Annotated in this window: 8 protein-coding genes; 4 read left to right on the top strand and 4 right to left on the bottom strand. The window is 38.2% G+C overall.

Translation table 11 applies throughout. The features are described 5' to 3' along the window. Positions 1 to 41: 41 nt before the first annotated feature. The 4 genes from GVN22_RS24180 to GVN22_RS24165 form a co-directional block, all read right to left on the bottom strand. Positions 42 to 1,244, bottom strand: a complete 1,203-nt coding sequence (locus GVN22_RS24180; protein WP_166553579.1) for a hypothetical protein — start codon at positions 1,242 to 1,244, stop codon at positions 42 to 44. Positions 1,245 to 1,314: 70 nt separating this feature from the next. Then, positions 1,315 to 2,733 carry a TolC family protein gene (locus GVN22_RS24175; RefSeq protein ID WP_166553578.1) on the bottom strand — a complete coding sequence of 473 codons (1,419 nt, stop codon included), beginning with the start codon at positions 2,731 to 2,733 and terminating at the stop codon, positions 1,315 to 1,317. 5 nt (positions 2,734 to 2,738) lie between these two features. Further along, a complete protein-coding gene (locus tag GVN22_RS24170) occupies positions 2,739 to 4,115 on the bottom strand; it encodes an HlyD family secretion protein (RefSeq protein WP_166553577.1) in 1,377 nt (458 codons plus the stop codon). Between the two features lie 62 nt (positions 4,116 to 4,177). After that, the gene (locus tag GVN22_RS24165; RefSeq protein WP_166553576.1) at positions 4,178 to 6,361 is read right to left on the bottom strand and encodes a peptidase domain-containing ABC transporter; all 2,184 of its coding nucleotides are present in this window, start codon (positions 6,359 to 6,361) and stop codon (positions 4,178 to 4,180) included. A gap of 428 nt (positions 6,362 to 6,789) precedes the next feature. Between GVN22_RS24165 and GVN22_RS24160 the strand changes: the two genes are divergently transcribed. From GVN22_RS24160 to GVN22_RS24145, 4 genes are all read left to right on the top strand, one after another. Continuing rightward, on the top strand, positions 6,790 to 9,198 hold the full coding sequence (locus tag GVN22_RS24160; RefSeq protein ID WP_166553575.1) for a DUF5686 family protein: 2,409 nt from the start codon (positions 6,790 to 6,792) through the stop codon (positions 9,196 to 9,198). A 252-nt stretch (positions 9,199 to 9,450) separates the two neighbouring features. Further along, positions 9,451 to 9,939, top strand: a complete 489-nt coding sequence (locus tag GVN22_RS24155) for a (2Fe-2S)-binding protein (protein WP_095160847.1) — start codon at positions 9,451 to 9,453, stop codon at positions 9,937 to 9,939. 45 nt (positions 9,940 to 9,984) lie between these two features. Next, a complete protein-coding gene (locus GVN22_RS24150) occupies positions 9,985 to 12,168 on the top strand; it encodes a molybdopterin cofactor-binding domain-containing protein (RefSeq protein ID WP_166553574.1) in 2,184 nt (727 codons plus the stop codon). A gap of 211 nt (positions 12,169 to 12,379) precedes the next feature. Beyond that, a complete protein-coding gene (locus tag GVN22_RS24145; RefSeq protein WP_166553573.1) occupies positions 12,380 to 13,117 on the top strand; it encodes a DUF4377 domain-containing protein in 738 nt (245 codons plus the stop codon). Positions 13,118 to 13,259: the final 142 nt, after the last annotated feature.

The following is a 13,259-nucleotide window of genomic DNA, read 5'->3' as shown; positions in this document are numbered from 1 at the left end:
CAACTATTTGAGTATTTGGTAGCTATAAGACTTATATAGCTTTAGGAAGTCACCTTTTGACAAACTATCACAATTTTTTGCCCCTGAGCATCGGTCGTAGCGAAAAGATAGGTATTTCCTCCTTCTTGGATTTTAAGTTTTTCTCTGATTTGTTTTACTGTTAAAGGAAAATTCCTGATGGTAATATTGGCTTGATTATTCGAAATAAATGGCGCTATTGCTTTTTTATCAAGTTTACACACTGCCAGAACTTCAAAAGAACGTCCTATAAAATCAGCCTGAAAAACTTCTGATGTATATAAATGACTATGAGGTGCAATTTTTTGTAATCCATAGCGACTACAAGGAAGCTTAAAAGCGCCTGCTTTTAATAATGCTACATTAGGTTCATACAAGTAACGAGTGGGCTGACCAATACTCGGAGCGGTTTGCGCTTCTTCTTCTTTGTAAAAACTCAAAGTTTGAGTATCCTGATTTTTATATAAAGCCACGCAAGTTATCAGTGGAGCATCGGTATGGTTTGATTTCAAGTGAAAAAGAACCTCCTTCACCTCGTTATCTACCGAAATTACCCAAATTTGTTTGATACACTTCAATTCTCGAATAGACTGGTCGAGGTCGAGCATAGGAGATGCTTTAATCAGAATATTTTCAGAAAATTGAAAAAGTAAGTCTTGGTATTTCACTACATCGGGTTCGCAATCGCTCAAGGCAAAAACCTTCCCTCCTGCTTCATCACGACGATGTGGGTCAAGATAGATCCATGAAAAATGTGTATTGGTTGGATTCTGCGCATTGAGCCAATCGATTGAATTACCACCAATAAACGTTATATGTTTTAACCCCAATTGTTCAAAATTATACGCCACAATCTCTTGTAACTCCTGATTTTGCTCAAAATGAAAAGCTTTCTGAAAACCTTGTGCCAAATAAGCTGTATCCACTCCCATTCCACCTGTCAAATCGGCTATACTTTCTCCATGAATTAAACTCGCTTTGAAGAGCGCCGTCACTTGCGAAGAACACTGCTCTACCGAAAGATTGGCAGGAAAAACCAACTTGGTATTGGCATACCAATCGGGTAATTTATGTTGAGCTTTCTGGCGAGCTTGAATTTGTTGAACCAACTTGGCTACAGGCAAATGCGGATAACGACGCGCCTGCAACATCAATTTGCTAGGTTCATCGTTGAGATGTTCTTGTATAAACTGGATTTCTTCTGGGCTAAATAAAGGAGCGTTCATACCACAAAAGTACTAGAATAAATGCAAGGCAAAAAAAAAAGCCCCACAGCTTAAACTGTAGGGCAAAGGATTATAATTCACTTAAACCTGAGTAATACGCCAAACTTGCTAGTGCTTTTTCGTATTTACTTCGCAAAGACTCAACTTTGACTTTCATGTCGATAAACTTACTTTCGCGGGAGTTGATTAGGAAAAGTGTACTTTCGCCTATTTCAAACTTACGTTGTTCTGCCTTTAGTAAAAGTTCCTGATTGCTGGTTGCCTGCTGCTGAATAGAAAGCTGACGCTCAAGGTTTTTTACATCGTTGTAGGCCGCATAAATATCATTGACAACTTCTCTTTTTGCCAAATTGTATTCAAAACCTGTCGACAGTTGCTTGATACGAACTTGCTCTAACTTGCCTCTTTCTTTCCTCAGAAAAATTGGCATCACAAATTCAACACCCATTTTATGATTATCAAAAGAAATACCTCCTTCTGGTCCGTAATTGCTATTAAGAGTTTTGGTTATAAAGTTAAAATTGAAATTCAATTGTGGCTTTAATAACTCTTTTCTTAGTTTTTCCTCTAAACCCAACTGTTTGATTTTAACATCCAATTTTACAATTTCAGGATGTTGTACTTTTGCTTGGGTGATAAGGTTTTGTAAAGTTACCTCGTCCAGTTTTCTGGTAGCTATTTTAGGAGGAATAGCACCCTCGGGCAATTCCAATGGATTTTCGTTGGCATCCCACAAATAATTAGAAAGAGCCAAACGAGTGTTTTGCAACTCTACATAAGCTTGCTCCAATGCAACCTGACGGTCTTGTAAGGTAATCTTTGCCTCCACAGAGTCAATCGCAGCTTGTTCGCCAATAGCAGCACGTTCTTTGGTTGCTACATATCGAGTATTGGCTAGACTCAAGCCTTCCTGAATAAACTGTAATTGCTGATAGCTAAACCACCATTCCCAATAGGCTTTTGAGGCAGACAAAACGGTTTTGTTAATTAACTTCAATCGTTCTGCTTCAGAAATTGTTTTAGCCAATTGTGCCTGTTTTAAAGTGGTACGACGTGCGTCGATAATCATACCTTGTCCAATCGGAACAGTGATACCTGCTACCAATAATTCGGGAGATTCTTCAGGTAAAAGTTTTTTACCTGTACGATTTTCATATCCTAATTTTAGATCCGTACCTGTCCAAACAGGAACTTTTAAGGCGTTTTCCCAACGATTATAATACTCGCTTCCACCCAAAGCTTTGCGGTCGAGCGTAGAGCTGAGCTTAGGGTCAAACTGTCCTTTGGCTTGCATAATTTCGGTTTCGGCATCGCGTGGGTATAAATCAGCTTGCTTGACCATGGGGTGATTTTTGAGCACCAAACTTTTAAAATCCTCAAAACTAAAAGCTGTCTGAGCAGATACTCTGAAGCTTGTAAAGCTCCAGAGTATAAGAATAAAAAAGAAAGGTTTGACAAGAAAAGCACCCTGATGTGTGTTATTCTGCATCTTTATCATTTTTTATCTTCTTTTTTAGCTTGTTTGTCAGGTTGTTTTTCCTCTGGTTCACTCTTTAAGTTGGCAGGGAAAGCATTGAGCTGACGCCATACTTCATACCAAATAGGTACATTGTCGAGCATAACCCAGCCTACTACACCTGAGCCCATTCGCAATTGCTTTGGCCAAGGGTCATCACCTTTCTTCGGAATTACTAGCATACGATATTCGCCACCTTTACTATCTACTCGGTCGATAACTTTTACAGTACCTCCGAAAGTACCTACAGAGGTAGACGGCCATCCTGAAAATACCAAAGCTGGCCAACCCTCAAACTGCAAACGCACCTCACGACCTTCCTGGATGAGGGGTACGTCCATAGCTTTTACGTAAAGTTCTACGGCTGTATCTGGATTAGACGGCTGAAGCGTACAGATAGACTCGCCTTCTTTGATAGTTTCACCAATACCTGCCTTCAAAGCTTTTACCACAAAACCATCTTGTGGGGCACGAACAACATATTGTCCGAGGCGATAATCTACATTAGAAATTTTATTTTGTAATTGCGACAATTCATATTCTCCAGTAGCTACTGAAGACAATGCTGTACTTTTATCAGATTCTGCCTTTGAGATTTTCTCTGCGTATTCTGCATTTACTGAATTAAGTTCGATACGGGCATTGATAAGCTCTTGACGAGAAACCAACAATTTATTTTGTACCGAAACATACTTTGCTTTTGTTTCTTGCAATTTGAGCTTACGAGATTCTAGTTCGCTCAACGATACAATTCCTCCATTTTTGTATTGGTCTTCACCACGATCATAACGCACTTGGGCAATAGTAACTTGCACTTGCTCTGCCAACATATCGGTACTATCAGACACTACTTTGGCTTGGTTTTGCTTGACCTTGTTTTTAGCTTTTTGTAAACTAAACTGCTGATTTTGTTGCAAAGCCACAATTTGCGACTCAAGGGCTTTTACTTTGACGTGATAACTTTCAATAGCGGATTTTTTGGCAGCAAGTTGCTCCTGTAAACGTTTCGAAAGGTTTTTATCAAAATAGTCATCCTTGATTTCGGATACTACTAAAATAGTATCTCCTTTTTCGACAAAGTCACCTTCTTTCACAAGCCATTTTTCGATTCGACCTGCAATGATATTTTGAATATTTTGGGGACGGTCCTTGGGAGTAAGTGCTGTAATATCGCCTTTGCCATTGATATTCTGTTGCCAGGGCAAAAACATTATAAGCAACAAAACAACCCCAATTCCGATGAGCCATCTTTTTAAGACGACCGCTGACCGTGGCGTATGCAAAGTGTTGAGGGAGTATAAATCAAACTCCTCATGAACACGGTCGTGAACTTTTTGTTTTGATATATTTAACATGAGTAAATTCTTAAAATTACGTTTGAAATAATTGTTTTGGCTCAAAGCCTATTCTTCAACAACTAGTCCACCAATGACATAAACTTATCGTTTTTCATCAGCTCATCAAATGGTCCATCCAATACGATTTCGCCTTCATTCATTACTAAAACCCGATCACAGGCCGCCATTACCAGAGGATCGTTAGAGATCGTGAGCAAAGTCCAAGGGTTTTGTTTGTCAGCTAAAAATGAGATACATTTCATTCGCTCGGCCTTGTGAAGCTCTCTATAGATATCGGTTATCATTAGCAATTTTGGCTTTTCAACTACGCATCTAGCAACTGATACTTTGGCGATAAAGCTTTCAGAAAAACGCTTACCTCCCGCAATCATTTGGGTACTGAGTCCATCAGGGAGCTCAGCTATGACATCTTGCATATTAAGGCTTCGGAGCGCCCACTGCAAATCTTCAAAAGTGATATTTTTACGTCCCATTACTACATTGTCGATTAATGACCCATCAAAAATCAAGTCAACCGCAAGGTTTCGCTCAATGGCATCACGAACAGCATTTAAGTCCAAATCACGAATCGAAATGCCGTTGTAAGAAACAGAGCCTTCATACTCAGTGAAAATGGCAGATAGGATTTTAAGTAACGTTTCTTTACCTGATCCATTGGTACCAGTAATACAGATACTTTCATTGGGCTGAACATCCAAATTGAGGTTTTTCAACACCTTTTTATTTCCATCTGGATATTTGTAGCTTAAGTTTTGCAACTTGATGGCGATTCCTTGCGAATGCTGGTTAAAATCGTAGTTTAGACCCGTTTGGCGCTCTAGTGGAAGGTCTGTAACAGTTCCCATTTTTTCAACGGCTGTCAACAAGTCAAAAACTGTTTCGATACTACCAATCAATTTTTCTACAGAGTTCACTACCAATACGATGATAATTTCAGAAGCTACAAACTGCCCAAGCGTAATTTGTCTGTCGATAACTAATGCGGTACCCAAAACTAGGAGTAATCCAGTAATAAATGCTTTGAAGAATACTGCATTTCCAAAAAGGATTAGCAGTACATTGAAATGTTTTTTACGGTATTTGAGATAGTTATTCACCAGATAGTCCATGCGTTGCATAGGCAAATTGGTAGAGCCAGCAGATTTGAAGGCATACAAAGTACGAGCAATATCTTCGAGCCATTGCGCTACTTTATACTTATACTTCGATTCAATTAAGCTAGATTCAAGTCCTTTGGGGGCATTATAATAGACTACTAACGATACAACAATGACCGTAATAGCCCCAAATGCGATGAAGTAAGGGTGATAAAGCGATAGCAATATAATACCAAACATAATTTGGATTATAGCTGCTGTTACGTCGATAAGTACTTTGGGAAGTGCTTTTTGAACATTGAGAATGTCAAAAAAACGATTCATTAACTCTGGTGCGTATACCCCTAATAAGGATTCAGATTTGACTCTAGGGATACGATAGGTAAATTCGAAGGCAGCTTTGGCAAAAACTCTTCTTTGAAGAATTTCGACGAGCGTTTGTTGGTAAATTTGTAGGATACCCGAAAAAACAATTCCAAGTATTACGACACCTACTAAAACATAAACAGAACTAAAGAAAAGGCCTCCAGATACAAGCCCAATAATGGCCTGAATGCCAAGTGGCAAGGTTAAGCTAATGATACCCACTACAATGGCATAAATATAGATAGTGGTAATATCTTTTTTCTCCTTACGAAGCATATTAAACAGCCTCTGTACAGGAGATAACTGCTCGAAGGCATTGTCCTCCGAAATATTTTCGAGGGGAAAGACCTTCAAAAATCTAACCTTTCCATTATTCGATTTGTCGGGAGCATTTGAAACAGTAACTGGCTTAAAAGAAGAAGACAAGGAAATAGCCTCTGTTTCGTTATCCAAAATACGCCAAAAGAAAGGCGCATCATCTTTAAGCTTTCTGGATGCTAAAATTGGTCTAATCTCTCCGTGAGAATCATCAAAAAATATAATTGGATGAGAGCTTTGCTCGATTAGAACGTGGAACTCTTTGGCATTAGCGTAGTTTTCGACTACTAAAAACTGTTGTTTTCTGGCCTCTTGTATAAGGTCATTCACAAAGTCGTTGATACTATCCTTTTCGTAAGTTTTAGTCGGCGATAGTGGTGACTGGTATGTGAAATTGTTAAATTCAGTGCCGTAAAACTCGGTCAGTTTCTTAACGATAAGGCTTAACTGAGTGCTTTGCATGTGGTTGTTGGTTTTTTAAAGGTTAATAGTTAACTAACAACATAATTATTAGTTTGTTCGATCTGTTTGGAAAGAATATAAATAATAAATCGAACACACAAAATTACTTATTATTTTAGTGGCAATCGGGAGAGTGACATTAATCTTAGATTAGAATTTATTTAGTTCATGAGCTTTCTCATTGATGTTTATTGAAGAGGTGCTTAAATTTGCTTTGCCTTTTTTTATTTAGTAATTTAGTCCTAGGTTAAGAGTAATGGTATTATTTCATGAAAAAATAAGCCTTTTTGCTTAAATTTTCTTTTTAATTAAATATCACATTTTTTTTCAGATAAACAAAACTAAAAGGGGGTAATTTTCCGTTTACTAAATTTTGGAGATACGCTCTATATCAACCATTGAGGCAAAGCCTTGCTTTGCAAGTCCTTATGTTTAAAGAATTCATTCGGCCACTGATATTACTATTATCTATATGCTGCCAAATTTATACTGCTAATGCCTTTCAAATCAATACGACTGATTCTTCATTATATGCTCATCAAGCCGTAGAAAAAGCTATTTTGAATGCTAGTAAGCATGACCAAAAACAGGCTGATTTTTCTGCTGAGATTTTTATCCAAAATACAGGTAAATGGAATCGTATCCCTAGTATTTGGAAGGGACTTCTCAAAAAGGAAGGGATAGAGGGCAAATTAGCATATCAATCAGAATCTTATGGCAAGTTTCGGGTAGATACTGCTTATAATTATGTATTTGATTTTAAGGCTGCTCGTAACAATTATCATGCAGAAGCTCGTGCTGACAAGTTTGTAAATCCCAACTTTTATAAGGCAAATGTGGGACCAAAAGCTATTTCTCCTCTCTCGCCTAAGGCTTTTCACTATTATGATTTTAAGTGGATAGGCAAGGCTTTTTTGGCTGGAAAAGAAGCTGATTGGTTTGAAATTACGCCCAAACTTAATAATGACGAGAAAGTTTTTTCTGGTAAAATTGCTTTGTCTACTGACGAAGGATGGATTGTCGGATTAGATGTTTCGGTAAATCACTATGCAATTCAGTATCATTTTGAAATAGATTTTGAATCTGTCCAATCGGTGGTTCTTCCTCAAAAATATCAAATTTCTACCACTGGCAAACTCATGGGATTTCAGGGTGAGTACCAGTACATAGCCCACGTTTGGAATTATCAGCTTGGCAATATCGAGCCTATTGTAAGACCATCAGAACATCAATTTCGTGAAGTTTATAATATCCAAGAACGTAACTTTGAAGTTCAGCAGTTTAAACAAGTCATGGGAACGCTTGGCTCTAATCTGGAAAACACTTGGAGTGATGCCAATATTGGCTCAGGATTAAAACGATATGATAAGATAAATTTGGAGGTTTTGCCTGAATCACAATCGCAAGAATGGTGGGATAACCTAAAAAAATCTTACCAAACAAAAACCTACCTCCCAAGTCTTTCTATTTCGGCGATTTCCAAATCAACATTGCCTCCGCAACCTGACGAGTATGCTACCTATCGTCAAACCAACCTTAAATTTGGAGTCGGAAGTGTTTTATTTAGTCGCTCGTATTTTTGGGGAGATAATACAAGAGGTTTTTATCCACACGAAATTTACTATAAATCTCCTGTTTTAGACTTCAACTTCAATACCGTTGAAGGATTTGTTCAAAATACGGGAGCTTTATATCGCTTTAGAAAAGCCCGTTATGATTGGTTCGAAATAGACCCCACTTGGCGATATTCTTACAATTTACAAAAATCATCAGGGACGCTTAAACTTCGTTGGAAAACCCAACAAGATGACATCAGTATCACTGGTGGAAAATTTGTATCACAATACAATGTAGATACCCCAATTGCTTTTGACCTGAACTCACTATCGACTTTATTACTAAAGAAAAACTATGTAAAGATTTACGAGAAAGAGTTTATCAATTTTAGTTTAGTCGAAAGAATTTCAAATGCCTTTGCCATTCGAGGTTCTGCTGAATGGGCAAGAAGATTTCCTTTGGAAAACACCACCAATTATTACTGGATTAACTTCCAGAATACGCCATACTTGCCTAATAACCCAGAAAATAAAGAAATTGGCAATACCGAATTTAAGACCAATACAGCTTTTTCGGTCAGTTTTCAGGTAAACTATCGTCCTACCCTCAAAAAGCAATATCGTAACAACATTCGAATGGTCGATTTGTCTTCGTCACCATTAATTATGTTCAAATATCGTGGTGCTTTCAGCGAAGTTCTTAATACAGACATTGACTTTCATACCGTTGAATTAGGTATTACCCATAACTTTCCGTTATCGCTCAATACCAATTTTAACTACATAGCACAAGCTGGTACATTTTTCGACATAAAGAATATGACCTTTGCCGACTACAAGCATTTTAATGGCAATAACAACATGATTTCGATTGGAAATATGCTTACAACACATAGATTAGTCGGTTTTTATGACAACTATATTTGGGGAGCTAGTAAGAAATTTATTGACCCATTTTTGTATTCAACCAACGGAGCCTATATCGATATTATGACGATGGTGGGGATGCGTAAGTTTTTGGTTTCAAGACTAAATATCGCTCGAAAGCTAGCTTTACGTGAGGAGTTTTTTGCCAACTACATGTACACTGCCAATAAGAATTTTCATTATGCTGAATTTGGTTATGGTATCGATGGTATTGCTCGTATTTTCCGATTGGAATTTGGCTATAGACTTGAAAATGGTACATTTACCAAAGACACCCCAACTTCGAGAATTACCCCGATTATTCGTATTTCTCTCAACTCTAGAGTACGTGGAGGTGTAACACCTGACTGGTAATATGACATTTTTAATTTTAGTAAATTATAGAGACGTAAGGAATTACGTCTCTTTTTTTATCTTCATATTGTAACAAATCTCCAATCAATCATCCGCAATCTGAAATACTTTGTCTTTCATCTAAAAAATTTGAACAAAATAAGGACAAATTGTATTTTTATAAATGTCAAAGATAAAGTCAGACGACTTTCTTAATGCTTTTACAAACACTATCCTTCTAGATACTAATCAACTCCTAAACTTTCGCACATCATGGCAAAGTACAATCTTTCTGTAAATGGCAAAAAATATACTGTAGATGCAGACCCAGACACTCCTCTTTTGTGGGTGATTCGTGATTATGTGGGTTTGAAAGGAACTAAATTTGGCTGTGGAATGGCACTTTGTGGTGCTTGTACTGTTCATTTAGACGGACAACCAATTCGCTCATGCTCAACGCCAGTTTCTACAGTAAAGGCAACGAATAAAATCACAACTATTGAGGGTATTTCCAATAATACCGATCATGCTGTACAAAAAGCATGGATTGAAGCCCAAGTACCTCAATGTGGTTATTGCCAATCAGGACAAATCATGTCTGCAGTGGCACTTTTAAAAACTAATCCTAATCCTAGTGATTCGGATATCGATGAGGCTATGTCTGGTAATATTTGTCGTTGCGGAACTTATCCACGTATTCGCAAAGCGATTCACCGTGCGGCAGAATTAATGAAAGATTCAGGTAATACAACTGGTAGATAAGAATATTCTAGCACCATTGTTTATCTTAAATTCTCGCAAAACATCATGACAAAATCATTAGAATCTTCAAGTCGTAGAGACTTTTTGAAATCTACAGGAAAAGTTGGGGCTTTGTTAGCCATCAGCTTTTCGTTGCCTTGGCAACAAGGGCAAGCTGCAACCATTACCAAAATTGACACAACAAGTTCATTAGCAGGACTAGAACTCAACCCTTATATCTTAATTAACGACGACGGACAGATTATTCTATTCAATGCTCGTCCAGACATGGGGCAGGGTACTTATCAATCTTTACCGCTATTGTTGGCAGAAGAACTAGAGGTAGATTTATCTCAAGTACAAATCCGCAATACCGACGGTCAGGGTAAATATGGTGCGCAGTTATCAGGTGGTTCATCATCTATTCGCACACGCTGGCAACCTATGCGTAAAGCAGGTGCAGCGGTAAAAGAAATGTTGATTACGGCTGCTTCAAAAAAATGGAATGTTCCTACTACAGACTGTTACGCTCAGTTAGGTAAAGTGTATCACAAGCCTTCTGGCAAGTCTTATACCTACGGGGAGTTGGTGGAAGAAGCTTCAAAATTAGAAGTACCTAAAAACCCCAAGCTAAAAGACCCGAAAGATTTTAGACTATTGGGCAAATCTGTTCCAAGACCAGAAATTCCTTCCAAAATTAATGGTACTGCTGTTTTTGGTATTGATGCTGAAGTTCCTGGCATGTTATATGCAAGCATTCAGCGCTCTCCAACTATTTTGGGTAAAGTCAAGAGTATTGATAGTGCTGAAGCCATGAAGGTAAAAGGTGTGAAAAAGGTCGTAAAAACCGAACGCAAAATGCCTCATCGTGCTGTAGAAGCCGTTGCTGTTGTAGCAGATACCTATTGGGCAGCTTTGAAAGCAAGAAAAGCTCTCAAAATTCAATGGGATGCAGAGGGTTCAGACAAAACTTCGACAGATGCTTATTATGCCAATCTTCGTCAGTTAGCACAAAAAGACGGGATTGATTACCCAGAAAAAGTAGGTGATTTTAAAGGTGTGTTCCAAAAAGCAACTAAGAAATTAGAGGCTTCTTATGAAACTCCTTTCTTAGCACACGCTCCTCTCGAGCCAGAAAATGCAACTGTATGGGTACAAGGCGACAAGGTAGAAGTATGGGCGCCAATTCAAGGACCTGATGGGCTTATTCAGCAATTGTCGGCTTATTTGAAAATTAAGCCTGAAAATGTCAAAGTAAACGTGCCATTCATGGGTGGAGCTTTTGGTAGAAAAGCCTATTTCGATTACGTGATGGAAGCTGCACATATTTCTAAGCAACTCAACGCACCAATTAAAGTAATCTGGACACGTGAGGACGATATGACCCAAGGACCTTTCCGTCCGGGAATGCTTGACCGCTTGGAAGGTGCTATTGATGAAAAAGGTGCTTTAGTGGCTCACCATCACCAAATTGTTGGTTCTTCTATCCAACATCAAGTATTCGGAGTACCGCTCAAGGATAAAGCCGATGATTGGGCACATGAGACGGCTAACTTTGAAGATAGTCCTTATGATATTGCCAATAGAAAGCTTTCTTTCAACTTAGCAGAAACTGATATTCCTATCCTTTGGTGGCGTTCGGTATATTCATCGACTACTGCTTTCGGACAAGAATCGTTTATGGATGAATTAGCACATGCAGCTCAGATTGACCCATTGGCTTTCAGACTCGAAATGTTAGCAGATTCACCACGTTTCTCAAGAGTTTTACAAACTTTAGCCCAAAAATCGAACTATCATCAGAAGTTACCAAACAATCAAGCTATAGGTATTGCTGTTGCTCGTTCGTTTGGTACGATAGCCGCACACGCTATTACGGTTTCGAAACAAGGAAAAGGAGTGAAAATTGAAAAAGTTGTTTCTGTTATTGACTGCGGTATGACGGTCAACCCTGACAATATCAAAGCTCAAACAGAAGGAAATATCGTAATGGGATTGACAGCTGCCATCAAAAATGGCATCACAATCAAAGATGGTATCACCGAACAAACCAATTTTCATGAATACAATGTAATGCGCATCAATGAGATGCCAGCTACGGAAATTCATATCATTGATTCCACCGAAGAACCAGGAGGTGTTGGCGAGCCAGGCTTACCACCTATTGCTCCTGCACTTTGTAATGCGATATTCAACCTAACGGGTAAACGACTTCGAAATTTACCAATCAATTTGGACGAAATAGGATAATAAAAAAAAGAGGTTGCCCCAAAAGGTAACCTCTTTTTTTTATTTTAGTATCTCTCATCTTAAATATATTCTATCCAGACTATTCGAAAATTACCATTTGTTATCGATAAACTAAAGGAGTTTTACTAATTTGCGTAAATACGACTACTTTCAAAAACCTTGTATCATCCCGCTTGTGAAGATACAAGGTTTTTTAAACCATTAAATTTTCATGAAATATTGGATTTTAACCTTATCGCTTCTATTAAGTAGCATCCTATTAGTTGACGCACGCCCTCGTCGCAAAAAACATCAATCAAAACGTAGTAAACACCGTGTAAGCCGTGTAGTTCGTCGCTCAAGTGGAGGAGGAAATTACAAATCGGTGTGGATTGCACCACATCAAGTCGATTGTAATGGCGTAGCGCCTCTCAAATGTTTTCAGGTAAAATATAGTCCTCAAGAAGAATGGCAAACGTACTCAGGAGCAATTGACCGTTTTAAGTTTGTTGAAGGATTTGAATATCAAATCAAGGTAAAAGAAACTAAACTTAAAAACCCTCCTGCCGACGCACCAGATACCAAATGGACTTTGGTAAGAGTAGTTTCTAAGCAAGAACCTGAGTTACCCAAACTTCCATTGGCATCACAATGGATTTTATCGGCTTATTACACAGGTAGTGCTTGGGAGCCTACCAATTCGAAGTCAGCTTATTTGACAATTGCGAGAGACTTAAAAGGATTTTCTGGAACTGGAGGTTGCAACAGACTGAGAGGAGACCTAGAGGCCAATGGCACAAACGTTACTTTCAGCCAAATTATAAGTACCAAAATGGCTTGCGATAAATTACAAGCTGAAACTCGTTTTATTGAAGCACTTGGCAAAGCTAATCGCTTTGATATCGTCGGTGGAGAATTAACCCTTTTTAATGGACAAACACCATTAATGAAATTAGAAAGCTATCGATAAGTATTTTAGTTAAGATAAACAAAAAAGGCAAAGTCCGTGGACTTTGCCTTTTTTAATATCGAAAATGTTTAAACTTTCATAAAATTGCTTGCGTAAGCAATGAATTTATACTGTTTGAGCGCAGCGAGTTTATAAATTCTTG

The organism is Cellulophaga sp. BC115SP (assembly GCF_009905545.1).
GTDB classification, from domain to species: domain Bacteria; phylum Bacteroidota; class Bacteroidia; order Cytophagales; family Spirosomataceae; genus Flectobacillus; species Flectobacillus rivi.
Note: the sequence above shows the minus strand (reverse complement) of the source record. Positions and strands in the feature narration are given on the sequence as shown.

What these genes read in the sequence shown, in the direction of transcription:
- GVN22_RS24175 (WP_166553578.1), bottom strand. Translation starts at nt 2,733, where the DNA reads ATGCAGAATAACACACATCAGGGTGCTTTTCTTGTCAAACCTTTCTTT.
- GVN22_RS24180 (WP_166553579.1), bottom strand. Translation starts at nt 1,244, where the DNA reads ATGAACGCTCCTTTATTTAGCCCAGAAGAAATCCAGTTTATACAAGAA.
- GVN22_RS24150 (WP_166553574.1), top strand. Translation starts at nt 9,985, where the DNA reads ATGACAAAATCATTAGAATCTTCAAGTCGTAGAGACTTTTTGAAATCT.
- GVN22_RS24165 (WP_166553576.1), bottom strand. Translation starts at nt 6,361, where the DNA reads ATGCAAAGCACTCAGTTAAGCCTTATCGTTAAGAAACTGACCGAGTTT.
- GVN22_RS24160 (WP_166553575.1), top strand. Translation starts at nt 6,790, where the DNA reads ATGTTTAAAGAATTCATTCGGCCACTGATATTACTATTATCTATATGC.
- GVN22_RS24145 (WP_166553573.1), top strand. Translation starts at nt 12,380, where the DNA reads ATGAAATATTGGATTTTAACCTTATCGCTTCTATTAAGTAGCATCCTA.
- GVN22_RS24155 (WP_095160847.1), top strand. Translation starts at nt 9,451, where the DNA reads ATGGCAAAGTACAATCTTTCTGTAAATGGCAAAAAATATACTGTAGAT.
- GVN22_RS24170 (WP_166553577.1), bottom strand. Translation starts at nt 4,115, where the DNA reads ATGTTAAATATATCAAAACAAAAAGTTCACGACCGTGTTCATGAGGAG.